The following is a 26742-nucleotide window of genomic DNA, read 5'->3' on the forward strand; positions in this document are numbered from 1 at the left end:
TTTTGCATCACTGCAAGTTCCTAAACTTAAAAAATATCATAGGCTTATTTTGCTTAGGCTATTTATAATCAATCAACTTTTAAAAGTTTCTTATCTGCATTTCTCATCAATAAACCACAGCAATTATAAATTTAACTTCTATTATATTTAGTATGAATAAAGCCTATATTAAACCAACTATTTAACTTGGTTTATTTTGCAAAACAAATCACACTTAACAACTTAAAAATTAATTCAAACCAATTTAGTTGGTTTAAAAAAACTAAACAATACTATTTTAGTTGGTTTTATTTTTATTAATTCTAACTATTTTAATCAACTTTATAATGATAAATTTTTAGTATATTTTTCAACAAACAACCAATGTAAATAATTGTTTTTACAATACTTAATAATATATTTTTATTTTAATTGTTTTATCTATTTATTTTTTGTTGTGATTTGTTTAATAATATAGAAGTAATTAAATAATAGGCTTAAATCATGAGCTTAAAATCCCTCGATTTAAATCGTCGTCTTGTTAGAGAAATAGCAGTCATTTTAATAATTAAGATTGTTCTTTTAATGACAATCAAACATATCTGGTTTGATGCGCCGACGATTCCCAAAGATTTTGATAACCAAGTTGCTGAGCGTATTGCCGGCAGTCCTTCCCAAATCAAGGAGACACGTTGATGATTTCTGAAAGCGTGGTCGATCTTTCGCGGTTCCAATTTGCAATGACCGCGATGTATCACTTTATATTTGTACCTCTTACTCTCGGTATGGCTTTTCTTCTTGCCATTATGGAAACCACTTATGTGATTTCTGGTAAAGAAATTTATAAAGACATGACCAAGTTCTGGGGCAAGTTGTTTGGTATTAACTTTGCCTTAGGTGTAACCACTGGTTTAACCATGGAATTCCAGTTTGGTACAAACTGGGCGTACTACTCTCACTATGTTGGTGATATTTTCGGTGCGCCACTTGCCATTGAAGGATTAATGGCTTTCTTCCTTGAATCTACTTTTATTGGTTTATTCTTCTTTGGCTGGGATCGCCTTTCTAAAGTTCAACACTTAGGTGTCACTTGGCTCGTAGCACTTGGCTCGAACATGTCCGCTTTGTGGATTTTGGTTGCCAATGGTTGGATGCAAAACCCTGTCGGTGCTGAGTTCAACTATGAAACGATGCGTATGGAGTTGGTTGACTTCGGTGCGTTGATTTTCAACCCAGTTGCCCAGGTTAAATTCGTTCACACTGTTTCAGCGGGTTATGTGACTGGTGCAATCTTCGTATTGGCTATTTCTAGTTACTACATGCTGAAAAAACGTGACTTACCATTTGCACGTCGTTCATTCGCAATTGCTGCAATCTTCGGTTTAGCCTCTACATTATCTGTAATCTTGCTTGGTGATGAATCAGGTTATGAACTTGGTGATGTGCAAAAAACTAAATTGGCTGCAATCGAATCAGAGTGGGAAACTCACCCTGCGCCTGCACCATTCACAGTATTTGGTATTCCAAACCAAGAAGAACAGCGTACTGATTATGCGATCAAAATCCCGTATGCAATGGGTCTGATTGCAACACGTTCAACAGACAAAGAAGTAACTGGTCTTAAAGATTTAATGGTTCAACATGAGATCCGTATCCGTAATGGTATGGTGGCTTATAGTGAACTTGAAAAATTACGTGCTGGCGATCGCTCTCCTGAACTGATGGCTTCTTTCAAAGAAAACCAAAAAGATTTAGGTTATGGCTTACTTCTTAAAAAATATACTGAAAATGTAACTGATGCGTCTGAAGAACACATCAAAGCAGCGACTAAAGATACGATTCCTCACGTAGCGAGCTTGTTCTGGTCATTCCGTGCGATGGTTGCTTCTGGCTTCTTGATGTTACTTCTCTTCATCCTTGCAACTTATGCTGTGGCTAAACGTAATGCAGAATCAAAACCTTGGTTATTGAAGTTTGCACTATTCGCTTTACCGCTTCCGTGGATTGCTGCGCAAACAGGTTGGTATGTGGCTGAAGGTGGTCGTCAACCTTGGACGATCGGTGAGGTATTACCTACACACCTCTCTGCTTCTAGCTTAAGCACTGGCGATGTATGGGGTTCTATCATTGCATTGGCAGCGTTCTATACAGTGTTGTTAATTATCGAAATGTACTTAATGATCAAATTCTCACGTCTTGGTCCAAGTTCTTTACATACTGGTAAATATCACTTCGAGAAACTTGAAGCAGCTCAAAATGCACAAAATTCTCAAGTTGAAGGAGCTCAATCATGATCGAATATGAACTGCTCAAAATTATTTGGTGGGTATTGGTCGGTGTTCTACTGATCGGCTTTGCCCTCACAGATGGCTTCGATATGGGCTCTATGGCGATCATGCCATTTGTAGGTAAAACGGATGATGAACGTCGTGCGGCAATCAATACGATTGCCCCACACTGGGACGGTAACCAAGTTTGGTTTATTACAGCAGGTGGTGCGTTATTTGCTGCTTGGCCAATGGTGTATGCAACAGCATTCTCAGGAATGTACTGGGCACTGTTACTGGTCTTGTTTGCCCTGTTCCTCAGACCTGTAGGCTTTGACTACCGTTCTAAACTTGAGAATACCAAATGGCGTAATTCTTGGGATTGGGGTCTATGTGTAGGTGGCGCTGTTCCTGCACTGGTATTTGGTGTTGCATTCGGTAATATGTTCCTTGGCGTACCATTTACTTTAGATGAGACTGTCCGTTCACATTACACTGGTAGCTTCTTTGCCCTATTGAATCCATTTGCTTTAGTCTGTGGTATCGTGAGTTTATCTATGCTTTGCGCACACGGCGGTGCATGGTTAATGTTACGTACTGATGGTGACTTGCGTGCTCGCTCTGCGAAAGCAACACAAATCATGGGTATCGTATTCCTTGTCTGCTTCCTCGGTGCTGGTGCATGGTTATACTTCGGCGGTATTGAAGGTTATACATTAGTACAACCATTTGATACCAATGCCGCTGCGAATCCATTGGCAAAAGAAGTGTTAACTACGGGCAACCATGGTTGGATGAATAACTATTCTGCTTATCCAATTACAATGCTTGCTCCAATTGTTGCTATTCTCGGTGCGTTGATCGTAATTGCTGGTGCAGGTAAAGCAAAAGCTGGTATTGCATTTACAGGAACTACGTTGATGGTGACTGGTGCGATCCTGACTGCTGGTTTTGCATTATTCCCATTCCTTATGCCTTCAAGCCTCAACCCTGTTGCAAGCTTGACTATGTGGGATGCTGTATCTAGTCAAAAAACACTTTCTGTAATGACTGTTGCTGCGTGTATCTTCGTTCCACTAATCTTGTGCTACACCACTTGGTGTTACTACAAAATGTGGGGCGTTATCACTAATAAACACGTACAAGACAACTCACACAGCCTATACTAAGGCTGTGTCATAGGAATATTGGAGAATAAGCTATGTGGTATTTCGCTTGGATTCTTGGGATTTTGATGGCATGTTTTGCAGGTGTTTTAAGTGCACTTTACATCGAACATCATCAAGATTTGGATGAGGAATAAAAAATGACAGAAATCGCAATGACAACAGAAGAAAAGAAGCCTTATAAATTTGCAATGGCCATTTCGTTTTTGATGGCATTGCCACTTGCAGGTGTATTATTGCTTCACCCTGGCGCTATGCTCGATGCCAACGGTCACTATAATCATAGTGCCTTAATGATGGTTATGATCGGCATTTCAGGTGGGTTTATACACGGTGTAGGATTTCTGCCAAAGTTTTGGGTTTGGAAATGGTTATTCAGCCCTTATGTGGCATGGCCACTCATGTTGTGGGGCTACTACACATGGTTCTTGACCTGATTTAAAGCTTGTAAAAAACCCTGAAATTTCAGGGTTTTTTATGATTAACTTACCGATAAATCAATTCTATCCACAATCCAACTGATATTTTTTCCATCTAAATAACCATAGTCACTTAGTAAAATTTCATCAAATATTTTAAAATCACCAACGGTTACCACTCCATTTTCTAATAAGCCGATCATTTCATAAGAGAATGACTGATCAATTTTTCTAAATTGTGGTTGTAAGTTAGATTCAGCAATTTGATATTCATTAAAAATTTGAAATTCCAACTCTACCTCATAGACTTCAAGTGGTTTAAAAATATAGTTATATTCACTACAAAAAATATTTAAAATCAAACCATTTACTTCAACAAAAAGTGATTCTTCAACATTTTTTTCGTTATAAAGAAATTTGACCCGATATTCCATAGCTTTAAAACTCAACATTTACTTTCTTCTATGATTAAGTAAATAGAAATCATAAATTCGTGAATTGACATAACTTAGTTTGTTTTCTTAGTCGAAAATTAATTTAAATTATATCCTTTATATTTCAATGATTTAAAGAGTTAACATTAGTGTATTTATTCATAAATCAGAATATATGATTTAAAACCTTCCTCATCTCCACTAAATGCAAATCCACTATAGGCTCCCCCACATCTGCATCTATTGGATATTCATCAATGACACCTGATTGTACATAACCACGGCGCTCATAATACGCAATCAGTTCATGCCGTACACTCAACACCCACATGACAAAATCATTTAAATTTGGCAATTTTAAATCAATAACATATTTTTCAGCAAAATCTAATACTTGCTTCCCTATTCCCTGATTTTGATATTCAGGTGCAATACAAAAAGTCCCCACTTCAACATTATCCTGATCAAAAGCCAGTCCAATACATGCCACCAACTTCCCATCTAACTCAGCTACAAATAACTTAAAATTTTTCTGAAATAAAGACTGTTCCAATTGCTGATAATTAATTCGATCACCAGAAACAATATCTGCTTCACTCGTCCAACTATTGCCATCTTTGTGTCGATATGCTGAATTAACCAATTCGACGAGTTTCGGAATATCAGATATTTGCGCGATTCTAAATTCAAGTTTTTGATTCATCAGATTTTCGTTTTGAAATTTTAACCATGAATAACATAAATTTATCCGCAAATAAAATCATCAGGACACATTCATACGACACAATTTTTAAAAATCTAGGTTTTCAAGACTAGGTGGAAAATATTTAGCTTGCTTATTCCACACTTCACTATGTATATGAATATTTGGTGAATATGCAATTTATTTCACATAAAATATCAATAGTGTTTCAAAATTAATAAAATATCGTTCTATAAATAATGCTGTTTGTCATTTATTTTTTCAATATCTTAGTAAACAGAACGAACTAACTTAAGGATGTAAAACATGAACAAGTCTATTTTAGAAGTATTAACACCTGAAAACTCACAGATCATTTTCATTGATCATCAACCACAAATGGCGTTTGGTGTGCAGTCGATTGACCGTCAAACATTGAAAAATAATACTGTGGGTTTAGCGAAAGCAGCAAAAGTTTTTAATATTCCAACCACAATTACGACGGTAGAAACAGACAGCTTCTCAGGACATACCTATCCTGAACTGTTAGATGTTTTTCCAGATCTACCACTCTTAGAGCGTACCTCAATGAACTCTTGGGACGACCAAAAAGTCCGTGATTCATTGGCGAAGAATAACCGTAAAAAAATTATTGTTTCAGGTCTTTGGACTGAAGTGTGTAACCTAACTTTTGCTTTAAGCGCACTACATGACACAGATTATGAAATCTACATGGTTGCAGATGCCTCAGGTGGTACAACCAAAGAAGCGCATGATTATGCAATGCAACGTATGATTCAAGCTGGTGTGATTCCTGTAACTTGGCAGCAAGTTTTACTTGAATGGCAACGTGACTGGGCAAAACGCGATACTTATGATCAAGTGATGGATATTGTCCGCGAATATTCAGGTGCATACGGAATGGGCGTAGACTATGCATATACCATGGTTCATAAAGCACCTGAACGTACTACTTCAAAACATGAAATTATCGCCCCTGTTGCAGCAAAATAAATAGTTTAGCAAAAGCGAATATATAGATGAAAAAAACCGCAATACGATAAATCGTATTGCGGTTTTTATCTAACAAGTGCCTTAAATACCGCCTTGCTTCGTATTAATAACTTACTGCTCAGCGAGCCAAGACATAAACTTTTGACGTTCAGCTTTAGAGGCTTTCTGCCAAATTTGAATCAATTGCTGATCTGCTGAATTTGAACTTGTAACAACATTATTTGTTTTAACAACAGAACTCACAACTGGCGCTGAAACTGCAACAGCAGAAGGTGTCGCATAGACTGCCGCTGGCTGATTTGTTGGCGTTTTTTTACTTGAAGTTAAGTCAATTACCTTACCGAACACGCCAGATCCTAACCAAGGTTTAGCTTCTGTATTCACCCCAGTTTGTTGCACCACTAAACGATTATTATTGTCGTAAATTGCAATCGTTGGTTGTTCAGCATATTTCTTGGCATCTTCAAAGCGTTTTGGAACATTGACTAGAGCGAGTTTATACGCCTGTCCATCTTTCAAATCTGGCGCTGTAATTGTGACGACGCCTGATTTGATAATATCGTGTTCACCACTCAAATGTTCAAAATACTGCTGATAGCGAACACTTACTGCGACTTGTCCTGCATCTACTTTATATTCATTTTTCTTACGTAAAAGACCCGAATTTACTTCCTGATCATTGACCGCTAAAACCACAATTTCTTCTGGCGCAGATATCGTCGCTGCTGCAAAAACTGAACCACTTAACATTAAACCCAAAGCAGCAATTCCGTATTTCAATGCCATGTTGTTTTACTCTTATTTCAAAAATATTAAAAATTTATTGCACTATGCAATGTAGTGATGACAGTTTTATGACAATGCGTTGAGATTTTATTTGAATCAGAAAAATGAGGGAATTTACTCAACCATTTTACATTTATTTGCAAAATCACTGTGTTATTCGTCATCTTGTTATTTTTACCCATTACAAAGCATTTTTTGATTGATTATAAATAGCTCGCAGCATTTGTTTGCGCTTTCAAATAAACGAAAATAATATAAGGTCGTCATCGCAATGAAAACAAAACATAGCTCAACTCTCAAGTCACTATTAGTCGCATGTACGCTTGGTATGTCATCTATATCAGCAATCAGCATTTCAATACCATCGTATGCAGCTAGCAGTAATGTCACACAAGTCAATGCAGCACAATTAGCAAAGATTACCCTCAACTTAAAGACTAATTTGGCACAGCGTAATCTGAACAGTGCTGAAAAGAACCTTTATCAACAATTATATAATATTGCCAATAATCAAACTGCGCTTTATGACCCTACGATTCGTTCTGTTCCACAACAGTATGAAAATATCCGTACCAAGATCCATCAGCAGTTTGCTACAGTCAGACAATTAGCAATCATTACCTACGGTCAACAATCACCACAAAAAGTTTTACTCGCAACCAATGCCTTTATTTTGATGTACTACGATGCCCTCAGTCGCAATAATCCGAAATTCTTTTGGGCAAATCTTGGGGTTTTTGTGGCGAATGATGTTCGCTCAAACTATGCACTGACCTATTCATTATCCAATGCACTTGATCCGCTCAATGTGACAGATGGTAAAAATATCGTGATTGCTGGTATGAGTATTCCAACCTTACAAGCAACAATCAGCCAAGCAAATAATGAGCTAATTCAAGGGCAATCAAGCGTCATGGCAGATATTGGTGGATTAAGTGTTATGCATCAACACTATGATTCAACACGTTTAGCACAAGAGCTCAGTGCATATGGGGCAAACCTAAGCCAAGCCTTTCAACTCCAAAAAATTGCCGATGATGAAGCCTTACGTTCAGGTGTCAATTCCGCTAAGTTTAAAAAATTAGCCACTGATGCTGCGATTAGTTTTGGTATTCATGAACAAGAAAAAATCTTACAACCGATGTGGGATAAACCTTTGATGCGTGATTTTTCCAAAATTAATGATTTTATGCTTACGCTGAGTTTAGAAAATTTAGGTTTACGTGGCGATATCTTCATTGGCGTAAATAAATTTAAACTCATCTTCACACCTTATCTGATTATACGTGCACCGATCAGTGCAACCAATCTTGCAAATTTACAAGACCGTATCGCGATTGCACGTAATGGATTTATCGTATTGAATGAATGGAAACAAAACATACTCTACGCACCATGGATTCCAGTCTACCAATCTCAAATTGGCAAAGGTGATGGCTTATACCAGCCCGTAGGTGCGAGATAATCTAAATCAATCTAGATTGATCAACGTTACATTCGTTTCAAACTGACTACATTTTGCGCACAGTTCTTGCTTGTTTAAATGTGTGTATAACGCACAATAAAAAGACTCAATCACAAATGAGGTGCAACATGATTTTTAAAGACCATATTGTTCGTAGTGAAAATATCAAGACGATGCAAATGCTCCATGATGCAAAATTAGATCACCAAGTCATTGCCATGTTTATGACCTGTGAAGGTATTCCACTCGAAGCTGATGAAGTGAGTGCTATTTTGAAGCAGTTTGATGTACTCGGACAGCACAAAGCATCCCGTAAAAAGGCCAAAGCCTTACTCCAAGCCAAAATGAACCATTTTGAAGATGATGAGTTGCCTTGCCCTGCAAGCTATTAATTTTAAATTGAATACTTACCGAATCAATAACGAGCGATCAAAATGGTCGCTCGTTTTATTTAAATCACTAAATCGTCCAGTCCCCATGAAGATGTGTATAATCAAAACATCCTCTATTTTGTAAATGACTATGCTCCAAATTCTGCAAAAACAGCTTGATGAAAGTACCTTCTGTCCACTGTGTCAGGCGAGTATGTATTTTGTTGAAGCTGAAGAATTTGAAAAAGAAGTGAGTTTTCACCAATGTAGTCATTGTCAGCATCAAGTTTTTGTCAATCAACAACGTAATTGCCACTGTGAAACTTGTCAAAATAAACGCCGTAAACTGATCAAAGAAACGCGTCTACAAGAAACGCGTAAACTGGCAAAAAAAGATGATTTTGAATTGGGTTTAGACCAACTCAGTTTTCTACATAAATTATTTTTATTGAGTATTTTGGACAATCAAGTTCATGAAAATACCAACCATAAAGAATTTATAGATTGGGAAATCATTAAATACCACCCGATTACACCTAACTACTATTTTCAAAGCCAATTGCTTAATCAATTGATCAAAGACAATGTTTTAGTGGCGAAAGAATTTAGTGACAATGCACATCAGTATTATATCAACGTGCGTTTAGATGGTTATTCTGAGCCCAGTTTATTTAGCATTACCACACAGCTTCGTCATTGGTTCTATGAAAACTTAACTCAAGGTGTGCCATTTAAAACCTCAGAAGAAGTAAAAAATACTTTGTATGTGGTGCTGTATCAGGAAATTGTACAATTTGCACAGTATTACTGCCGAACTTGGGGCATTCAAATTTCTGGCAATAAAAATTTCCAAACCTTTTGTTATCGTTTGATGGATTCACTTGCAGTTGGGCAAATCTTCTATCTGATCCAAACAGCACTTGAATATCTGTATCAGAAAAAAGCCTTACAGGTCCGTAATGAAAACTTTATCAATACCAATATTTTAAAGAAAACGGTTCAGCAATATCGTGAACGTGCTATTGCTGAAAAATGGGAAACCTCTACGCTCCCTCGCCCGCCCAATATTCCATTCAGTAAAATGAGTGAAATATTGTTCTATCGCTTTTTAGGTTACGATGAAAGTATCTTCTTCCAACCTGTTTGGAAGTCTTGGAAAAAGATTGAAGCGCGTTTGAATTTTTATTCTCAAAAGCGTTGTATGTATTGTGGTTCAAGTGAATTAACCGTTGAGTATGACGCACAGAATTATGTAACCTTGTTGTGTCGTAGTTGTAAACATCAAGATCACTATTTTACTCAGTAAGGTGCTGTTATGAATCATCCTGAAACGCTTTCGCTCAATGATGCAGATCAGCTGAATAATCAAACTGATGTAATTTTACAAAAAGTGGTTGATGCTTGGACGGAGCTTCAAACTCAACAGCCTTTGGTACATTGCATTACCAACAGTGTTGCTGCCAATTATGCTGCCAATGTGTTACTTGCAGCGGGTGCATCACCAGCGATGATTGATAATCCGTTTGAAGCGGAAAGTTTTGCTTCAATCGCTGCTGCTTTAAGTATTAACCTAGGTACGCCTACAACTGAACAAATGCAAGCCATGCAAATTTCTGCACAAACGGCTTCTACTAAAAATACACCTTGGGTACTTGATCCTGTGGGTTATGGCGCATTTTTAAAATGGCGAAGTGAAATGGTTGATCAGTTGATTTTACTCAATCCGACTGTCATTCGTGGCAATGCGTCTGAAATAAGTACACTAGCAGGCAATCAAGTTGAATCTAAAGGTGTAGATAGCACTGTTTCAAGTAATGAAGTTTATTTGCAGGCTTTGCCACTACTTGCTCATAGTGAATGTGTGGCTATTTCAGGTGAATCTGACTTTATATTGTCTAAAGAGCTCAATGCCGTGATTCAGGTGAATGGCGGTAGCTTTCTGCAACCCAAAGTCACAGCAACAGGTTGTGCGCTCGGTGCTTTAATCGCAGCTTATTGTGCTGTTGCGAATCCAACGATTGCTACGATTGCAGCACATATTCATTTTGCGATTGCCGGAAAATTGGCTTTTGAAAAAGCGCAAACTGTTGGTAGTTTTAATGTGGCTTTTTTGGATGAAATTTATACATTGAATGCGGATAAAATTTGGGAATATGTGGATATAGAAGTATTAACTCTTTGATTTTATATTTCTTAAAAAAAATTGAAAGATTAAGTCGATATTGCATCGACTTAATAATAGATATACGAGTAACATAAAAATATCTTTTACTTCTCGATAACATTAGATACGCGATAACGTCATCCGCAACGTGTTTGAGGCAGGACTACTTTTAATCAGATATGTTTTTGCGATGAAATTAATATTTTGACGGAAGTGGACGAGTTTTGCGGATGACAATGGTTTTGCCTACTTTTGCCGAAACAAAAGTAGGGCCAGCCGCAGGCAAATCCCTAAATTAAAACTTTTGATTTAAGACTCCACCGAGGTGAATTAAAAAATTTTAAAGTGGACATTTTTCTTTCAAATATTTAACAACAAACTTTATATAACAATTATTTCAATAACAAAAAAATATCCGTCATTAACTCATGCTCATCCACTTCTGAAATAAAGTTTAAATACTGAAAATACATTGGAAAATTACCAAGTTCATAAGATTGTTCTGTAAACCATTTTCGGAGTAATAAAACAGAATCATTTAAACGATCATGACTGCCAATATGACGAATCACGGCGTATTTCCCAGCGGGTAATTCTGAATTTTTCACACCAAATTGATTTTCAGGTACTTCTTTTACAACATTCCCAGCAATATCGAAAATAAAATCAGCATCAGGTGTCAGCTGAGGGTCTGAATGCGGAATTCCATACATTTTTGCATCCTGTTGCACCGCTAATCCTTCAGATTTACGCCATTCGATAAACTTTGCTGCACTTTCAAGAATAAGCAAAGGCGATCCTTGATGACGTAAATAAGCAATTTTTTCACATGGTTTTTCAATAATACTCACATTCATAATGTTCTCAATTTTAGGTAATACAAAATTAAATTGTTGATGCCAAATAAACCAATTCGGTTTTACTCTAAAGCAACTTGGCGTCTGACCGAAACAACGTTTGAATGATCTTGAAAAGCTTTCATGACTATCAAATCCAGCTAAATAGGCAATGTCGACAATTTTCAACTGATGCTCAAAAGCCAAATGATAGGATGCTCTTTTTAAACGGCTGAGTTGAATAAACTTAATCAGTGTAATACCTGTATATGCAGAAAAGACTCGATGAAAATGAAACTTGGATAAATGTGCGATTTCACACAGAAGATCCACATTCAAATGATCATCTAAATGTTCTTGAATATAGGCACATACTTTCTTAATTTTATCTTCAGTACTCATCCCTTATCACTCGTTGTTCGATCTCTTTATTTTGCTTTTCCTATCGCAGAGATACTTGATTGAAATTGCTCTATTGCAATCTGTTTTAATTTTAAACATTATTTTTATTTTGACTAATTCAAGTCATTCAAAAAAAATAAATGACCTGAATTCTACACCCTTAAAAAACGATTATTTTTTAAGGAGTACTTTCTTATAAATTTCCTTTGGCATTTCTGCAAATTCAACACAAAGTTGAACTTCTAAACCATTCGCAGAATAGCCATTAAAAGCTTGTAAATATTGAACTAAATTTTCAGTCATTAAATCTTTTTGTGCTTCAGTACGTCCACTCAAACCTTGTAAACGCACAAAGATAAATGCGTGTTCATTATTTTCAAAACCAATTAAATAATCTGAAACTTCCTGAATACGCGTTTTTATATCATGCGGTTCAGCAACTAAACCTGTATCAAACAACGCATGATTTAAACCCAACATTAATTCTTTCTTGTTTAAATCCTGAATATTGTCAGAATAATCAATAAACATTTGTGGCATACAATCACCGAATTCCTTTTTAAACTTGGCTTGAATACATTATTCAATAAATAACAATGCTAAACGAACTTGATCATAACCCATTTTCGGACTAGTCAAATCAACGATTGGACGTAACTTAATCGCTCCATCATCATTGAAATGACTTGGGTCTTGGCGTTTCATCAATTTCTTATAAATCACACGGACTTTTTCAACGACTTCTTCACCAGGATTAGCAACTGAAATATCCAAACCTTGCTCACGATGTAAACGAGCCAAATGATTGATAATCGTTGCAGGCGTTAAACCACGCTCCACTGCAATATCTTGAATTTCATAACCACTTTCAAACAGCTCACGAGTTTCATCCAAAGTTGCCGATGCATAATTGGTTTTACCACCACTGCGCGCAAGTTTCTTCTCATTACGCTCAATTTCTGTCGGATTCAACGTGCCACCACAGTGACGAATAAAGGCATTGTGTTGTGTTGTTAAATCAGCATCGAGGTAATGTTCAACCGCTTCATCTGACAATTCCTGAAAGCGACGATCCGCTTTGATCGCTAAACTATCTAACTCCAAAGCTTGATCATTAAAACCAAGTAGACGTAAACCATTGATTGACTTTAAACGTGATAAAGCCACATAACCTTGCCCCTTTTCAAAAGTATGACTCAAGTTAATTTCAGCAGCTTCCAAAGTCATACCTTGGGATTTGTGAATGGTGATCGCCCAAGCCAAACGCAATGGAACTTGCTGCAAACTGGCGATAGTTTTACCACCTTCATTATCCACTGACCACGTTTCAGGTGCGACTAAAAGTGTTGTACCATCCGTCATTATGACTTTAGGCAACATGCCCATTTCATCATCTTCTTCAAAACCAATGACTTCACCCAAACTTCCGTTGATATAGCCCATATCAAAGTTGTTCTTCACAAACATCACTTTGGCATGTTTCTTCAACGTTAATTCTTCAGGTGCGCGAACAGATGATTTCAATGTTTCAATCAACTTTTCATTACCATCGGTCACCGCAACAAATTGATGATCAGTACCTTCAATCGCATTGAGATGTTGAAAATTGATGCTGTCTACATCCATATTATGGGTATATAAACGTGTAAAGGTTTCACCAATATCTTGATTTCGCGTATTTTGTAAAGCTTGAATATGTTGTTGCTGAATGCTTTGCGAACGAATAGCATTTAGAATATCGTTCAGCGCAGAATCATCCTGACGGTGTTGTTCTGTTAAATAGCAAACACGAAATTTGGCTTCGACCCAAGCATCTGACATAAAACAAAATTTATCACGATTCTTTTCACCATTTCGTCCTACAGGTGGTAACTGAAAGAAGTCACCCGCAGCGATGACTTGGATGCCACCAAAAGCTTCATCAGATTCTTTAAAATATTTTAAAACTTGATTGACCAAATTCAGTTGTTTGGCGTGCAACATGGATATTTCATCAATAATCAACACTTGGGCATTTTCCAAATGCTCTTTTAAATATTTACGCTCTTTCATCCGTTTTAGATCATCATCGGAAAGCGTATCTTTAATCCCAATCCCTGCCCATGTGTGAATGGTCATGCCATTCATATGCGTCGCAGCAATCCCAGTTGAAGCGGTAATCGCCACAGGCACTTTACGTACTTTTAAATAATTGATGTATTGATTTAGCGTATATGTTTTACCTGCACCTGCCGAGCCAGTCAAAAAGACATTTTCACCCGCTTTCATGAGTTTGAGTGCAGTTTCTTGTTTCATAACAGCCTTGAATTACCAGTTGGGAATGTGACGGCTATAGCCTAACGATTTTTGGCAGAAAAGTTAAGCCAAATGAACAAAGCTGATTGAATTAAGTCATCATGAAATTACAATCTTTGGAAAATAGAATTATAAATTCCCCAATTCCTCATTGGGTTGAATACTACTTTTCCACTTTAAATGTTGATTCACATCTTGAATAAATGCCATCGCCTTAACATGAAATTGCTGTTCTGGAATTTGATTATTCGGCAAACGTAATTGATCAAACTCCAAGCGACCTAATTTATAAAAACAACCTAAAGTCATTTCCTGTGTAGGATCATCGATATGGGTCATATGAAAAGCCACATATTCTCGTTCTGCGATTCGTTGACTATAAGACATTGCCAAACAATGCTTAAACACCACAGACTCTTGGATAATGCGCTTTAAACTATTGAGTTCTTCATAACACCAATCTTCAAAATAAATCTTTTGCATCGGTGCAACACGATCCCACGACTCTGCGGGGATTTTTTCTTTTAATTTAGATAAGGTATCAACAAAGTGATTATGCGCATGCCAATGTCTGGCTTGCTGATATAGACTCGCCCAAGTCACGTTTCGGTGAATTTCATCATGCTGATTAAACAAATGCACAACATAATCAGAAACATAACTATCAAAAATACTATGATTCGATCGTTGATCATGACTGATATGTTTGAATGTTTTTCTAAAGTCTTCAACCTTGATATTGTGCTTTTGCAGATCAATAAAAAATTGTGGATATTGCTGTAAATGCAGATCCATATATTGCACTAAATCTGCTGGCAAAACAGTCACAATGTTTTGTAGAAAGTGCATATATGCCTGTAACACACGATTAATTTTAATGAATAATTTTTTATACTGCTGAGGTTGATCACCCAACATCAAAGCTGAAAAATCTAACCATTCTTCAATATATAAAAAAGAATGTGAAATCATTTTCCGATTTGAATTAGGGCTTAAATTATTATTTAAAAATGAATAGCGTGTATTTTTAACATCATTTTGCCATTCATTTGTAATTGCATATTCATAACATTTAATTAAAAACAATCGTGCAGCGACGTTTTTAAAATATTTAAGCACGGCGAGTAATACAACCGAATTAATTTTTGAAGTATCAATAAAGCTCAGAGCAGTGACAGTAATTCTAACATTGACATCTTCTAGGTGCTTTGCCACCCAATCATTGAGCAATGCATCTTGCTTAAATAACCAATTCACACTACGTTTGAGTGTAAAAATGGGTAAACGAATAGCATCATCCAATTCCCAATATTCGTCCTGATTATTTAAAAAATGTTGCTTATTCAGCAAATCCTGATATTGCCAAAAACCACGTTTCATACGCCCCGCGTATGCAATTAAATGTGGTTGCTCTTGAGCATGCGTTGACAATAGTTTGATACTTTCAAAATCACGAATAACATCCTGTAGTTGTACTGAGTTTGGATAGAGCAATTGAAAAATTCTAAATAAATGTTGTGGAATACATTGCTCGAAACAAAATAAGAATTGATAAAACTTCTGTACCAATTCATTTACAGGGAGAAACTCTTGTCCCAGTACAGAATTAATCAATACCAAATGTTTGATATTAATTTCGGCACTTAACGGAATCGCCTTGCCGTATTTTGCAAAATCTGACACATAAGGATGATCAAAATATTCATATTTTATCAAGAGTTGATCGATTTTATCGGCTTCATCCTCTTGAATATTATAAAGATACTGCTCTACTCTATTCTCACCATCAACCCACTCAAACACCTGTTCAATCAAAGTTTGGCGAATAATTTGCGCTTTTGTTTTTAAATCTGTGGGATGAATTTCATGATATTTATGCAGATAAAAATAAACATCTTCAATGACGTATTTAATCAAACGATCAATATTCAGTGGTTTTACAATCGTTGTATGTAAATGTTGCACTTGCGATTCAAAAATCACACCAACTTCTTTATCGATATGAATTTTTAGGAAATCATTTGCCACACTAAAACTATGGTTTTGAACATCAAATTGAAAAAAATTATCGACAGTTACACTGACCAAGTAATCTAGCTGATCAAGATAAATTTTTTGTAAAGTTTCAGAAATTGGAAGCAATTCTTGGGCAGCAAACTGGTGTCTATTGGGCAGTTGATTTTGCACTGTCTGCACCATAAGCTCCTCAAACAGATTTTATCGTTATTGAATATTTTATTTTAAGCGAAGTGTTATTAATTACCAATGAATTTAATCGCTGTTTTGCAAAACTTTGTTTAAAGTTGTTTTTACTTGTAAACACAGAAAATTCATCGAAAAATCAACATAAAAAAGCCAATACACTTAATATGCATTGGCTAAAATTTTACGTATTTTTATGAATTTAAGTATGTAATGGTTTAATTCCCATACGATCTTCAACCAAGTCATAACACCATTGGAAAATAAAGGTATAAACGAGAATACAACTGGTCATTCCCAAGTCTAATAAAATCGCTTGTAAAATCGTCATATCCATCGCATACGCCACCATTGGAATGGTCGCTAACATCAAACCACCTTCAAAACCAATGGCATGCAGGATACGTACACGGATCGTACGTTGTAATTTTTTACGTTGTTCATATTTTTCAAAAAAATGATTGAAAATCATATTCCAAACCACTGAAGTTACCGCCATGGCAATACCCAAAGTGCCTGTAACTTCCATTGGAACTTCAAAAATAAAACTTAATGCAATCGCTATGATCACCAATAGGATGATCTCATAGCTCAACGCATGAACAATCCTTCTTTTGGAAATCACCATTTTTAAAACACTCTTAATTAATTCGACAAATGCATCATACTTTTATAAAATTGATCAATCGAGTTAGATTCTTTCAATATTTTTGAAAGATTGTTTTAAATGTGCTTCTGCAAATACAGATTTGAGCGATGAAAATCATGAACATTAACCAAGAACAACTCACTATATTTAAAACCGTGATAGAAACAGGTTCATTTTCTGCGGCTGCACGACAACTCGGTAAAGTTCCTTCCGCAGTCAGCATGTCCATCGCCAATTTAGAAATTGATTTAAACTTAAAACTCTTTAATCGTGTAGGACGTGAACCTGTCCCTACACCACAAGCACAGCGCTTATATGAAAAAACAGAACAACTTTTAATTGAAATGAATCAATGGAAGCAACAAGCCATTGCGCTCAGTGAAGGCTTGGAGTCAAATTTGAATATTGTGGTGGTTTCAGAGCTATTACACACCGATTGGACAGAATACATCGCAATCCTTGCCGAACATTTTCCAAGCTTACAAATCAATATCTTCTCAGCGCCACAAGAAGATGCTTTGAAAGTGTTAATGAATCAAACTGCGCAATTGGCACTTATGTTTGAACGTGAAATTCTCGAAAGCCGTGAACAGTTTGTTGAATTTAAAAAAGAAGTCCTTGTACCTGTCGCTGCAATCAAGCATCCCTTATCTGTTCATTCACAAGTGACATTTGAACAAATTTTACAAGCACGTCAAATTGTCGTTGCCAGCCGTGACCGAACCATTAAGCCCGAACTGCTCTATTCTAAAAATTATTGGCGGACTGATAACCACCACTCTGCTTGTTCACTCATTCAGAAAGAACTTGGCTGGGGTGTACTTCCCTTACAGATGTTCAATGAAAATCCTCAACTTAAACATAATTTGAAAATTTTAGACCTGCTCGATTTCACACCAAAATTTGAGTATTACGTCGATTTAGTCTGGAGTCGCGAAAGTAATTTAGGTTCAGCTGCTCGTTTTTTGATTAATCACATCAGAAATCAACGAATTCATACAAAATAATGTGTGTTTCAGCACATTTTACTCTTTTGCTGAAATGGCATTGTGTTATAAATAAAATCACAAATATTTTAACTAAGAAATAACCGGCAATGACACAATCTGCATTAGATCAATTAAAACGCTTAACCACTATTGTTGCTGATACAGGTGATTTAACCGCAATTCAACAATTCCGTCCTTTGGATGCAACAACAAATCCATCTTTAATTACTGCTGCAGCACAACAGCCTGAAAGCCGTACGTTAATTGAAGACGCTTATAGCCAAGCTAAACAAGAAGGTTATCAAACCGATGCGCTTGTAGAACGTACTATTGACATTCTTACTGTTAAGTTAGGCGTAGAAATATTAAATTTGATTGAAGGTCGTGTTTCAACCGAAGTCGATGCGGCACTGTCTTACAATACCGAAGAAACCATTGCTAAAGCCAAAGAGCTTTTAGCCTTATATAAAAATTATGGTATCAATCAAGATCGTATCTTAATTAAAATCGCCTCTACTTGGGAAGGGATTCAAGCCGCAAAAGCACTTGAAGCTGAAGGTATTCATTGTAATTTGACCTTGCTATTCGGTCTGCACCAAGCCAATGCGTGTGCAGATGCAAAAGTCACTTTAATTTCACCATTTGTGGGTCGTATTTTAGATTGGTATAAAAAAGCTGAGAATGTAGACAGCTATGCAATCGACAAAGATCCTGGTGTACTTTCGGTAAAACAAATTTATCATTACTACAAGCAACATGACATCAAAACTGAAGTGATGGGTGCAAGCTTCCGTAGCGTAGATCAAGTCCTCGGTTTAGCGGGTTGTGACTTATTAACAGTTGCACCAAATTTACTTGAAAAATTAGGTGAAGATCAACGTGTTGTTGAATCTCAATTGAGTGCTAATCATGCGCATGCACACCAAGAACATCCACATCAAAAAATCTCTGAAGCTGAATTTAAACAGCAATTAGAAGCCGATTTAATGGCATTCCAATTACTACAAAGTGGTATTGATGGATTTATTAAAGCACGTGAACAACTTGCGCTATTATTGCGTCAGTCGTTTGGTTTAGAAGCAGATTTTGTTGATTAAGCAATAGAGCAGATTGCTCAAAACTTTGAACAATCATTAAATAATGCACCACAATTGCTCACAAAAATGAAGCCGAGTTTGTTATTATAATAGCTCGGCTTTTTGTTTCGCTTTCTTAAACAGTGAGAATCTCGTGTTTGGTATTACTGACATAGTGACATATATCTTAGGGACTATTTTTATTGTCATTTTGCCAGGTCCAAACTCGCTTTATGTGATGTCTATCGCCTCACGTTTTGGCATCAAAACAGGCTATATCGGTGCTTTAGGCGTTTTTACAGGCGATCTAATTCTCATCCTGTGTACCGTATTAGGTGCAGCATCACTGCTACATGCTTTCCCATGGCTATTTGTGGTTCTTAAAATTGTTGGTGCAAGTTACTTATCGTATTTAGGCATACGTTTACTGATTGCGAGTTTCAAAACATGGTTTAGCAAACCACAAAACATTCAAGCCAACAGTGATACATCTACTACAGAGCAATTCCATCCATTTCGTACTGCTCTGACCATTAGCTTGCTCAATCCAAAAGCGATCTTATTTTACCTTTCTTTCTTCGTTCAATTTGTAGATCCAGACTACCCTTACCCTGCCTTAAGCTTCGCAGCACTTTCAGTAATCTTGCAAATTATTAGTATGAGCTATTTGACTATATTGATTTTTTCAGGGGTTAAACTCGCTTCATTCTTTAATGCACGTTACCGAGTAGCGGCCAGTTGTGTTGCCGCAGTTGGACTTTTATTTTGTGGCTTTGGTTTAAAACTTGCCTTGTCTACGATGTAACTACATCTATTTTTTGAAAAAATAGGCTATACGACTTCGCTCACAACCTTAAAAATATATCAGCATCTTATTCTCTCTGCCTGAGAATTTGTTTAATTATTTTTATAATCATTCACTGATTTAATATTAAATTCCGATCAAATCTATATGCACCAAACTGATTCAGGTATGATACTTGCATTTTCAACCGAACAGTAAATTACATAGCAAAGGATTATGCAAAAGTTTCTCCAAGATTTTTCGATACCCGCAGTATTTGCAGGCTTTATCACCTTTCTTATTGGCATCAGTGTTTCCGCAGTGCTTGTGATCCAGGCAGCGCAACTGCTCGGTGCAAACCCTGAACAAATTACCTCTTGGTTTTGGGCACTTGGTTTAGGCATTGGACTATCAGGTCTGTTGCTCTCTTGGAAATTTAAATATCCTGTAGCGACCTCATGGTCGACTGCGGCACTTGCGCTGATCATTGCAACAGCAAGTGGATATACATTATACGAAGCAATTGGTGCTTTTCTTATCTGTGGCTTACTCACTGCAATACTTGGCTTTTTAGGTATCTTTGAAAAAATCCTTGCCTACATTCCGCAAAGTTTAACCAGTGCCATGCTTGCAGGTGTCCTACTTAAATTTGGTATTGCCCTGTTTGCCAGTATGCAAAATGATTGGGGTTTTATTTTAAGCTTATTGGCTGTTTATATTATCACCAAGCGCCTTTGGGCACGTTATTGCATTGTCATTACTGTGATTGCTGGAATATTAATTTGTCCATTATTTATGGAATTTCATGTTCCAACATTGCATTGGGGGCTTGCACATCCTGTATGGATGAAACCTGAATTTACATGGTCTGCAATCCTTGGTTTAGCATTGCCTTTATTTGTCATTAACATGGCATCACAATACTTACCAGGTATCGCCATGATCAAAAGCTATGGTTATCAACCGCACGTTAATCATTTGATTGGTTGGACTGGAACAGCACAAACCTTACTTGCGCCATTCGGTTGCTATACTGTGAATATTGCTGCAATTAGTGCAGCCGTTAGTCTAGATGATCAAGTCCATCCTGATCCGAGTAAACGCTATATCGCAGGCATGAGCTGTGGTTTTTTCTATATTTTAATGGGCTTATTTGCAGCCACACTTACTAGCTTACTCATGTCTTTCCCACATTTATTCATTGTTGCCTTAGCTGGGATTGCATTGTTTGGAACAATTAGTCATAACATCGCAATTGCATTTCATGAAGTGAAAGACCGTGAAGCTGCTTTATTGACCTTCTTATTCTGCGCTTCTGGCGTACAATTTTTTGGAATCGGTTCTGCTTTCTGGGGATTGCTGTTTGGATTTGTTGTCTCAATTATTTTAAATTTCAGAGCAAAGAAGTGACCTATTAAACACGAAGATAAGTCATGAGAAATATACCGTTCAATTGCACTTATCTTCTTCTTTATTTGTATATAAATAAATGAAGAAACTACTGAAAATCTATAGAAACATATTAAATACGTAGTAAAGGAATCAGAAGCACTAAATTTTAGACAAAAAAAAGCTTACCCTAGGATGGGTAAGCTTGAAAACTTAAAACAACATAAATAGAAACTACAGCTATAGAATCTGTCTATTATAATAATCGTTGATTAACATATAAACAAATACTAAAAAACGATAATTTAATACTTTAAAACTATTAATAATGAAATATTTATCTACAAAAACAACAAAATAGTGACAAATTCATCAGAATTAAAATACAAAAAACAAATTAATACTGAATTACACCCAAATATCTAGACTTTAGTCTTAAGCTAAATCTCAGGATAAATACCGGTGCCCTCTGGCCACGGTGTTAACAACTCAAAACCAGTTTCAGTGACAGCAACCATATGCTCCCATTGCGCAGATAAAGATTTATCAGTAGTCACGACAGTCCAACCATCTTTTAACTCTTTAACGCTGGCTTTCCCTGCATTCACCATAGGTTCGATAGTAAACACCATGCCTTTTTTCAGGACTAAACCCTGCCCCGCTTGACCATAATGCAACACATTAGGTTGCTCATGATAGACCTTACCAATCCCATGACCACAGTATTCACGTACGATTGTATAACCTTCACGCTGTGCCACTTTTTGAATCGCATGTCCAATATCACCCAATGTCGCCCCAGGTTTTACAGTATGAATCCCTGCAACCATTGCTTCATAGGTAGTTTCAACCAGCCTTTTCGCTTCAGGTTTGATTTGACCAACATAGTACATACGACTGGTATCACCAAAATAACCATCTTTGATAATCGCAACATCGATATTGATAATATCACCATCATTTATAATAATTTTATTCGACGGAATACCATGACAAACCACTTCATTTGGAGAAATACATGTGGTTTTGGTATAACCATAATAACCAACATTCGCAGGAATGACTTTAAGTGTATTTACAATAAAATCATTACAAATATCATCTAAATATTCTGTCGTCACACCTGGCTTCACATATTCACCGATCATTTCTAAAACCTGAGCCGCTAAACGCCCTGACACTCTTAATTTCTCAATGTCTTGTTCAGTTTTAATGGTGACTGTTGAAGCTTTCATAATATCTGTCCGCAAATGTGAATCGGTATTATATGCCTTTTTAAAATTTTTAGGACTTTTTCTTATTCACTTATCGAAATCTAAAGGGTTTCTCTTTTACAAAACATTAAAACATGTGGGTTTTACGAAAACTATTTATCAGCATCTAAATTTTTTACTGAGCTATAGAATTATCAATCATTGAAAATTAATAGGTATATCACCTACATAAATTTAACAAATAAGCCTAATTGGTTAAAATTTATAAAATCTAGGAATGCTATCTATAAAATAAAATACAAAATACTCCCTATTTCAACTAAAATTACTTTTTTGTGTGTTTAACCTTTCTCTTTTTATGACTAATCTCCGTACAAAGGATATTATTGCTTTAGGGTTCATGACCTTTGCCTTATTTGTAGGCGCTGGCAATATTATCTTTCCACCCATTGTTGCTCAACAAGCTGGTGAAAATGTATGGCTTGCAGCAATCGGCTTCTTAATCACTGCTGTTGGTCTTCCAGTACTCACCATTATGGCACTTTCTAAAACTGAAGGTTCCATTGCAATTTTAAGTTCACCCCTCGGTAAAGTTGCAAGTTTAATCCTCACCATCGTATGTTACCTTTCAGTCGGACCGCTCTTTGCGACACCGCGTACAGCGACTGTTTCTTATGAAATTGGTTTCTCATCATACTTTGGTAATGGCGGAACATCACTTTTTATCTATAGTGTTATTTATTTTGCATTTGTGACGCTAGTTTCACTCTATCCAAATAAATTATTGGACAGTGTTGGTCATATTCTCGCACCTTTAAAAATCATTGCATTGGCAATTTTAGGGATCGCGGCATTTATTATTCCAACAGGTTCAATTTCACCTGCTGTGAAAAACTATGTCTCAAGCCCTGTATCTGAAGGCTTTGTCAGTGGTTATTTAACCATGGACACTTTAGGCGCATTGGTTTTCGGTATTGTCATCATTCATGCGATTCATTCTCGTGGTGTGACTGATAAAAAACTTGTGACCAAATATGCTGTGATTGCTAGTCTGATTTCAGGTGTTTTACTCAGCCTCGTCTATATCAGCCTATTTAAACTCGGATTAGGTAGCCACGATGCTGCACCGAATGCTGAGAATGGTGCTGTAATTTTACATGCTTATGTACAACATGCTTTCGGTGACTTAGGTTCTTTATTTCTTACCGTTTTGATCTCACTTGCATGTATGGTCACTGCAATCGGACTAACATGTGCATGTGCTGAATACTTCTCAGAGTTGACTAAAATCCCATATAAAATTTTAGTGGTGATCTTGGTTTTATTCTCATTAGTAATTTCAAACTTAGGATTAACAAAGCTTATTGCTTTCTCAGTACCTGTTTTAAGCGCAATTTACCCACCTGCAATCGTGGTGATTATTCTCAGTTTCTTCTGGAAGAAGTTTAACAATCCATCTGTTGTGATTGCACCTGTGACTGCGGTTGCCTTCCTATTTGGTATTATTGAAGGAATCAAAGTAACAAGTTTTAATGATAGCTTGCCTTTATTTATTCAAAATTTACCTTTAAATGAACAAAATTTGGCATGGTTCATTCCATCAATAATCGTTCTAATCATTTGTGTCGTAATTGATAAAGTTAAAAAATAACCATTTTTAACCATCGTCCTTAAAATTTGATTTTACCCAAATCTCATTTTGACTGTGATCAATAATTGTCATGTTTACCCAACAGGCTGTTATTGTTTACGACACAATTAATTTACAACAAAGCTGTCATGCCATCTATTGGCTACACTTTTGCTCGATGATTTACCCGTTTGATATCAGCCTTTCATTTGTCCATACGCCGAATGCACAACCTAAGTCTCGTTTACTATCTGATTTAACCAAATTTTCAGTTTTTCTTGAAAATATGACATGAATTAATATTCATTTCCCCATCAAAGTTTCCCAAACAGCATCATTAGTAAAAATAAATTGACCAAAAAACAAGCAAACGATCAAAATTTAAATTTTTTATTAAAAGCAGTATTAAGCAAATTCTATCTGGCAATAAATTTGCATATTTTTCATAAACTTTAGTCGAAAAAACTTTTCATTGGCTTTAAGTTATTGTATTTTATTATGATAAATACATCACACTAAATTCAAATAAAAGTAATATTTCACCAAAAAATTAATAGTATTTCTATTTTTTATAAAAATAATTATCATTTGTCATAAATATGTCATAATTATTTAACAATATAGAAGTATTTAGGCTTGAAATATTCATAGGATATGGTACAACTATTACTCAAATCTGACTAAAACAATTAGGTTTTGTCGAGCAGACAGGAGGGATGGAGATGTTATCATTACATTTCAACAAGCAAGTCTTCATTAATTCGTTGAAGGCAAATACAAAGTTGGTCACATATCTGAGCACAACAATTGCGCTATTAGTGACATTATTAATTCATGGGTTGATTCAAGGCAATTTAAAGCCAGAATTCTTTGCGTATGCCCTCGTGGTATCTGCAGCCTTCTATGTCTGGGATGTTGTTGATCATAAATCTCGCAAACTTGCGAAAATAACAGAATAAAAGATGGGTGCTAAGCATCCATCTTTAAAGAAAAATAAGAATTCATTTAGAACTAAGTATATAAAGCTTAATCAAAATAACCCCATATACATTCCAAGCAATAGACCAGCCGTTGCACCAATTTCACCGATCACCAATAAAATCATTGCGATTCGTAAAATAATTTTGGGTAATTGTATTTTTCCCAATTGATGCGGTTGCTTGAATTGATTACTTGTATCCTTCAACCAACCATGCAATACATAACTCGCGATTGAAAAACTAAAGAAAATTAAGTTCGTGATGATAAAAAATAAGTTTACTTTCTCAGACCAACTTGAAAAATATGCCATTACAGCAAGAATCAAAGTGGCTGGTGCATAAAGCAGACTACTTCTATGTGCAATATCAACATAATAATGTGCCCGTGCCGATTCTGATCGACTGATTTGAACGTATTTCCATACCCCTGTGAGCATCCCCACAAATAAATATATACCACTGAATAGCAATGCTAATTTAACTGCGAGTGTTAAGCTCATTAAATCCATTTCATTGATCCTTTTCTAAATAGAAACCTATCTCTTTGCCTCTTTGACTTATAAGTCACTTTTTAATCAAGTTTCTTTTTGGAACTCGTGTAAAGTAAACTTGTAAACATAACGATAGAATCATGATGAGTACTTTTGAGAATGTAACGATTACTTGCACTGATGGCTATAGCTTAAGTGGTCGTTTTTATCAGTCAAAACAATCAATTGAACAACTGCCTATTTTAATTTGCCCCGCTACAGGGATTACCCAAGGTTTTTACCATAACTTTAGTGAATGGTTATCCGAACAAGGTTTCAACGTAATGGTGTTCGATTTCCGTGGAATTGGTCAGTCACTGCATGGTCCTCTTCGAGAATCGAATGCCAGTATCCAAGACTGGGGGCAATTAGACATTCCTGCAGCAATTGATTTGCTTTTAAATAAGACACAACAAGAAAAAGTCACACTTCTTGGTCATAGTGCTGGTGGACAGTTACTTGGTATTGTTCCGAACTATGACAAAGTTGCACAAGTGATTTCCATTTCAGGCTCTACTGGGCATGTTAAAGGGCTAAAAGGTCGTACTAAACGTATGGCACCAGTGATGTTTAACCTCATCTTCCCTGTATCCAGTTTAATTAAAGGCTATGGCGCGACGAATTTTTTAGGCATGGGGGAAAACTTACCTAAAAATGTTGCAAAACAATGGGCACAATTCTGTAGCAAACCTGGCTATGTAATCAATGCCATTGGTAAAACCATTTTTGATGATTATCATAGTGAAATTCAATGTCCAATTACTGTGTATTGGTCATCTGATGATGAGATTGCAACTGAAGCCAATGTCAAAGATTTGCTTCGCCTTTACCCAAATGCACAAACCGATATGATTGAGCTAAGTCCTCAAGAACATGGTCATAAAGCCATCGGTCATATGCTGATGTTTAAAAAGTCTCATCAAAATTTATGGTCTAAAATCACACAAACAATTCAATAATTTTAAAGTTTACTTTTAGCATTTAAATAAGTAATCCTATTTAAATGCTCTTTTTATTCA

General features: G+C 36.1%; 27 protein-coding genes. 17 read left to right on the forward strand and 10 right to left on the reverse strand.

Features of this window, described 5'->3' with window-relative positions; translation table 11 throughout:
* The first annotated feature begins 483 nt into the window (after positions 1-483).
* Genes cydP through EXE10_RS04185 form a run of 5 tightly spaced genes read left to right on the forward strand, consistent with a single transcriptional unit; the run spans position 484 to position 3849 of the window.
* On the forward strand, positions 484-675 hold the full coding sequence (gene cydP / locus EXE10_RS04165; RefSeq protein WP_068974587.1) for a cytochrome oxidase putative small subunit CydP: 192 nt from the start codon (positions 484-486) through the stop codon (positions 673-675).
* Complete coding sequence (locus tag EXE10_RS04170; protein WP_130112461.1) at positions 675-2273, forward strand: cytochrome ubiquinol oxidase subunit I; 1599 nt, start codon at positions 675-677, stop codon at positions 2271-2273. Before cydP ends, EXE10_RS04170 begins: the two co-directional genes overlap by 1 nt.
* The gene (gene cydB, locus EXE10_RS04175; protein WP_068974585.1) at positions 2270-3415 is read left to right on the forward strand and encodes a cytochrome d ubiquinol oxidase subunit II; all 1146 of its coding nucleotides are present in this window, start codon (positions 2270-2272) and stop codon (positions 3413-3415) included. The genes EXE10_RS04170 and cydB overlap by 4 nt, the downstream gene beginning before the upstream one ends.
* 32 nt (positions 3416-3447) lie before the next feature.
* Positions 3448-3549 (forward strand): cytochrome bd-I oxidase subunit CydX, encoded by a 102-nt coding sequence (gene cydX, locus EXE10_RS04180; protein ID WP_002120988.1) that lies wholly within the window; start codon positions 3448-3450, stop codon positions 3547-3549.
* A 3-nt stretch (positions 3550-3552) separates the two neighbouring features.
* A complete protein-coding gene (locus EXE10_RS04185) occupies positions 3553-3849 on the forward strand; it encodes a cyd operon YbgE family protein (RefSeq protein ID WP_068974584.1) in 297 nt (98 codons plus the stop codon).
* A gap of 44 nt (positions 3850-3893) precedes the next feature.
* Here the strand turns inward: EXE10_RS04185 and EXE10_RS04190 are convergent, their stop codons facing one another.
* A complete protein-coding gene (locus tag EXE10_RS04190; protein ID WP_087551764.1) occupies positions 3894-4283 on the reverse strand; it encodes a hypothetical protein in 390 nt (129 codons plus the stop codon).
* A gap of 148 nt (positions 4284-4431) precedes the next feature.
* Positions 4432-4968 (reverse strand): GNAT family N-acetyltransferase, encoded by a 537-nt coding sequence (locus EXE10_RS04195; protein WP_087551763.1) that lies wholly within the window; start codon positions 4966-4968, stop codon positions 4432-4434.
* Between the two features lie 306 nt (positions 4969-5274).
* On the opposite strand from EXE10_RS04195, the gene EXE10_RS04200 reads away from it, so the two are divergent.
* The gene (locus EXE10_RS04200; protein WP_130112462.1) at positions 5275-5961 is read left to right on the forward strand and encodes a hydrolase; all 687 of its coding nucleotides are present in this window, start codon (positions 5275-5277) and stop codon (positions 5959-5961) included.
* 111 nt (positions 5962-6072) lie between these two features.
* Here EXE10_RS04200 and EXE10_RS04205 read toward each other — a convergent pair whose 3' ends face one another.
* Entirely contained in the window at positions 6073-6747 is a 675-nt protein-coding gene (locus EXE10_RS04205) for a DUF2057 domain-containing protein (protein WP_130112463.1), read from the reverse strand.
* A 271-nt stretch (positions 6748-7018) separates the two neighbouring features.
* Here EXE10_RS04205 and EXE10_RS04210 point away from each other — a divergent pair, with 271 nt between their 5' ends.
* The 4 genes from EXE10_RS04210 (at position 7019) to thiM (ending at position 10765) form a co-directional block, all read left to right on the forward strand.
* Entirely contained in the window at positions 7019-8212 is a 1194-nt protein-coding gene (locus EXE10_RS04210) for a hypothetical protein (protein ID WP_087551760.1), read from the forward strand.
* Between the two features lie 128 nt (positions 8213-8340).
* Positions 8341-8604, forward strand: coding sequence for a hypothetical protein (locus EXE10_RS04215; RefSeq protein ID WP_087551759.1), 264 nt, complete (start codon positions 8341-8343; stop codon positions 8602-8604).
* A gap of 130 nt (positions 8605-8734) precedes the next feature.
* Positions 8735-9889, forward strand: a complete 1155-nt coding sequence (locus EXE10_RS04220; RefSeq protein WP_068974577.1) for a hypothetical protein — start codon at positions 8735-8737, stop codon at positions 9887-9889.
* Between the two features lie 9 nt (positions 9890-9898).
* Positions 9899-10765 carry a hydroxyethylthiazole kinase gene (gene thiM / locus EXE10_RS04225; RefSeq protein ID WP_130112464.1) on the forward strand — a complete coding sequence of 289 codons (867 nt, stop codon included), beginning with the start codon at positions 9899-9901 and terminating at the stop codon, positions 10763-10765.
* Between the two features lie 374 nt (positions 10766-11139).
* Here the strand turns inward: thiM and EXE10_RS04235 are convergent, their stop codons facing one another.
* The 5 genes from EXE10_RS04235 to aceI form a co-directional block, all read right to left on the reverse strand.
* A complete protein-coding gene (locus tag EXE10_RS04235; RefSeq protein WP_130112465.1) occupies positions 11140-11985 on the reverse strand; it encodes an AraC family transcriptional regulator in 846 nt (281 codons plus the stop codon).
* Positions 11986-12156: 171 nt separating this feature from the next.
* A complete protein-coding gene (locus tag EXE10_RS04240; RefSeq protein ID WP_130112466.1) occupies positions 12157-12525 on the reverse strand; it encodes a 5-carboxymethyl-2-hydroxymuconate Delta-isomerase in 369 nt (122 codons plus the stop codon).
* Between the two features lie 39 nt (positions 12526-12564).
* Positions 12565-14280, reverse strand: a complete 1716-nt coding sequence (locus EXE10_RS04245; protein ID WP_130112467.1) for an AAA family ATPase — start codon at positions 14278-14280, stop codon at positions 12565-12567.
* A 129-nt stretch (positions 14281-14409) separates the two neighbouring features.
* Entirely contained in the window at positions 14410-16479 is a 2070-nt protein-coding gene (locus EXE10_RS04250; RefSeq protein WP_130112468.1) for a hypothetical protein, read from the reverse strand.
* A 205-nt stretch (positions 16480-16684) separates the two neighbouring features.
* Positions 16685-17110 (reverse strand): chlorhexidine efflux PACE transporter AceI, encoded by a 426-nt coding sequence (gene aceI / locus EXE10_RS04255; protein ID WP_130112469.1) that lies wholly within the window; start codon positions 17108-17110, stop codon positions 16685-16687.
* Between the two features lie 137 nt (positions 17111-17247).
* On the opposite strand from aceI, the gene EXE10_RS04260 reads away from it, so the two are divergent.
* The 4 genes from EXE10_RS04260 to EXE10_RS04275 all read left to right on the forward strand — a co-directional run bounded on the left by EXE10_RS04260 (position 17248) and on the right by EXE10_RS04275 (position 21390).
* A complete protein-coding gene (locus tag EXE10_RS04260) occupies positions 17248-18138 on the forward strand; it encodes a LysR family transcriptional regulator (RefSeq protein WP_130112470.1) in 891 nt (296 codons plus the stop codon).
* Positions 18139-18227: 89 nt separating this feature from the next.
* Positions 18228-19217 carry a transaldolase gene (gene tal, locus EXE10_RS04265; RefSeq protein WP_130112471.1) on the forward strand — a complete coding sequence of 330 codons (990 nt, stop codon included), beginning with the start codon at positions 18228-18230 and terminating at the stop codon, positions 19215-19217.
* A gap of 133 nt (positions 19218-19350) precedes the next feature.
* Complete coding sequence (gene leuE, locus EXE10_RS04270) at positions 19351-20001, forward strand: leucine efflux protein LeuE (protein WP_130112472.1); 651 nt, start codon at positions 19351-19353, stop codon at positions 19999-20001.
* 216 nt (positions 20002-20217) lie between these two features.
* On the forward strand, positions 20218-21390 hold the full coding sequence (locus EXE10_RS04275) for a benzoate/H(+) symporter BenE family transporter (RefSeq protein ID WP_130112473.1): 1173 nt from the start codon (positions 20218-20220) through the stop codon (positions 21388-21390).
* 419 nt (positions 21391-21809) lie between these two features.
* On the opposite strand, the gene map is transcribed toward EXE10_RS04275, so the two are convergent.
* Positions 21810-22604 (reverse strand): type I methionyl aminopeptidase, encoded by a 795-nt coding sequence (gene map / locus EXE10_RS04280; protein WP_068974567.1) that lies wholly within the window; start codon positions 22602-22604, stop codon positions 21810-21812.
* A 337-nt stretch (positions 22605-22941) separates the two neighbouring features.
* On the opposite strand from map, the gene brnQ reads away from it, so the two are divergent.
* Together brnQ and EXE10_RS04290 are read left to right on the forward strand one after the other, a co-directional pair.
* Positions 22942-24234: a branched-chain amino acid transport system II carrier protein gene (brnQ, locus tag EXE10_RS04285; protein WP_068974566.1), complete on the forward strand. Its 1293-nt coding sequence runs from the start codon at positions 22942-22944 to the stop codon at positions 24232-24234.
* Positions 24235-24935: 701 nt separating this feature from the next.
* Positions 24936-25172: a hypothetical protein gene (locus tag EXE10_RS04290; protein WP_068974565.1), complete on the forward strand. Its 237-nt coding sequence runs from the start codon at positions 24936-24938 to the stop codon at positions 25170-25172.
* 71 nt (positions 25173-25243) lie between these two features.
* Here EXE10_RS04290 and EXE10_RS04295 read toward each other — a convergent pair whose 3' ends face one another.
* A complete protein-coding gene (locus tag EXE10_RS04295) occupies positions 25244-25702 on the reverse strand; it encodes a hypothetical protein (RefSeq protein ID WP_130112474.1) in 459 nt (152 codons plus the stop codon).
* A 125-nt stretch (positions 25703-25827) separates the two neighbouring features.
* Between EXE10_RS04295 and EXE10_RS04300 the strand changes: the two genes are divergently transcribed.
* Positions 25828-26682, forward strand: coding sequence for an alpha/beta fold hydrolase (locus EXE10_RS04300; RefSeq protein ID WP_130112524.1), 855 nt, complete (start codon positions 25828-25830; stop codon positions 26680-26682).
* The last annotated feature ends 60 nt before the right edge of the window (positions 26683-26742 follow it).

The organism is Acinetobacter sp. WCHAc060033, from assembly GCF_004209125.1.
Lineage (GTDB): Bacteria > Pseudomonadota > Gammaproteobacteria > Pseudomonadales > Moraxellaceae > Acinetobacter > Acinetobacter wuhouensis.

What these genes read in the sequence shown, in the direction of transcription:
- cydP (WP_068974587.1), top strand. Translation starts at nt 484, where the DNA reads ATGAGCTTAAAATCCCTCGATTTAAATCGTCGTCTTGTTAGAGAAATA.
- EXE10_RS04170 (WP_130112461.1), top strand. Translation starts at nt 675, where the DNA reads ATGATTTCTGAAAGCGTGGTCGATCTTTCGCGGTTCCAATTTGCAATG.
- cydB (WP_068974585.1), top strand. Translation starts at nt 2,270, where the DNA reads ATGATCGAATATGAACTGCTCAAAATTATTTGGTGGGTATTGGTCGGT.
- cydX (WP_002120988.1), top strand. Translation starts at nt 3,448, where the DNA reads ATGTGGTATTTCGCTTGGATTCTTGGGATTTTGATGGCATGTTTTGCA.
- EXE10_RS04185 (WP_068974584.1), top strand. Translation starts at nt 3,553, where the DNA reads ATGACAGAAATCGCAATGACAACAGAAGAAAAGAAGCCTTATAAATTT.
- EXE10_RS04190 (WP_087551764.1), bottom strand. Translation starts at nt 4,283, where the DNA reads ATGTTGAGTTTTAAAGCTATGGAATATCGGGTCAAATTTCTTTATAAC.
- EXE10_RS04195 (WP_087551763.1), bottom strand. Translation starts at nt 4,968, where the DNA reads ATGAATCAAAAACTTGAATTTAGAATCGCGCAAATATCTGATATTCCG.
- EXE10_RS04200 (WP_130112462.1), top strand. Translation starts at nt 5,275, where the DNA reads ATGAACAAGTCTATTTTAGAAGTATTAACACCTGAAAACTCACAGATC.
- EXE10_RS04205 (WP_130112463.1), bottom strand. Translation starts at nt 6,747, where the DNA reads ATGGCATTGAAATACGGAATTGCTGCTTTGGGTTTAATGTTAAGTGGT.
- EXE10_RS04210 (WP_087551760.1), top strand. Translation starts at nt 7,019, where the DNA reads ATGAAAACAAAACATAGCTCAACTCTCAAGTCACTATTAGTCGCATGT.
- EXE10_RS04215 (WP_087551759.1), top strand. Translation starts at nt 8,341, where the DNA reads ATGATTTTTAAAGACCATATTGTTCGTAGTGAAAATATCAAGACGATG.
- EXE10_RS04220 (WP_068974577.1), top strand. Translation starts at nt 8,735, where the DNA reads ATGCTCCAAATTCTGCAAAAACAGCTTGATGAAAGTACCTTCTGTCCA.
- thiM (WP_130112464.1), top strand. Translation starts at nt 9,899, where the DNA reads ATGAATCATCCTGAAACGCTTTCGCTCAATGATGCAGATCAGCTGAAT.
- EXE10_RS04235 (WP_130112465.1), bottom strand. Translation starts at nt 11,985, where the DNA reads ATGAGTACTGAAGATAAAATTAAGAAAGTATGTGCCTATATTCAAGAA.
- EXE10_RS04240 (WP_130112466.1), bottom strand. Translation starts at nt 12,525, where the DNA reads ATGCCACAAATGTTTATTGATTATTCTGACAATATTCAGGATTTAAAC.
- EXE10_RS04245 (WP_130112467.1), bottom strand. Translation starts at nt 14,280, where the DNA reads ATGAAACAAGAAACTGCACTCAAACTCATGAAAGCGGGTGAAAATGTC.
- EXE10_RS04250 (WP_130112468.1), bottom strand. Translation starts at nt 16,479, where the DNA reads ATGGTGCAGACAGTGCAAAATCAACTGCCCAATAGACACCAGTTTGCT.
- aceI (WP_130112469.1), bottom strand. Translation starts at nt 17,110, where the DNA reads ATGGTGATTTCCAAAAGAAGGATTGTTCATGCGTTGAGCTATGAGATC.
- EXE10_RS04260 (WP_130112470.1), top strand. Translation starts at nt 17,248, where the DNA reads ATGAACATTAACCAAGAACAACTCACTATATTTAAAACCGTGATAGAA.
- tal (WP_130112471.1), top strand. Translation starts at nt 18,228, where the DNA reads ATGACACAATCTGCATTAGATCAATTAAAACGCTTAACCACTATTGTT.
- EXE10_RS04275 (WP_130112473.1), top strand. Translation starts at nt 20,218, where the DNA reads ATGCAAAAGTTTCTCCAAGATTTTTCGATACCCGCAGTATTTGCAGGC.
- map (WP_068974567.1), bottom strand. Translation starts at nt 22,604, where the DNA reads ATGAAAGCTTCAACAGTCACCATTAAAACTGAACAAGACATTGAGAAA.
- brnQ (WP_068974566.1), top strand. Translation starts at nt 22,942, where the DNA reads ATGACTAATCTCCGTACAAAGGATATTATTGCTTTAGGGTTCATGACC.
- EXE10_RS04290 (WP_068974565.1), top strand. Translation starts at nt 24,936, where the DNA reads ATGTTATCATTACATTTCAACAAGCAAGTCTTCATTAATTCGTTGAAG.
- EXE10_RS04295 (WP_130112474.1), bottom strand. Translation starts at nt 25,702, where the DNA reads ATGGATTTAATGAGCTTAACACTCGCAGTTAAATTAGCATTGCTATTC.
- EXE10_RS04300 (WP_130112524.1), top strand. Translation starts at nt 25,828, where the DNA reads ATGAGTACTTTTGAGAATGTAACGATTACTTGCACTGATGGCTATAGC.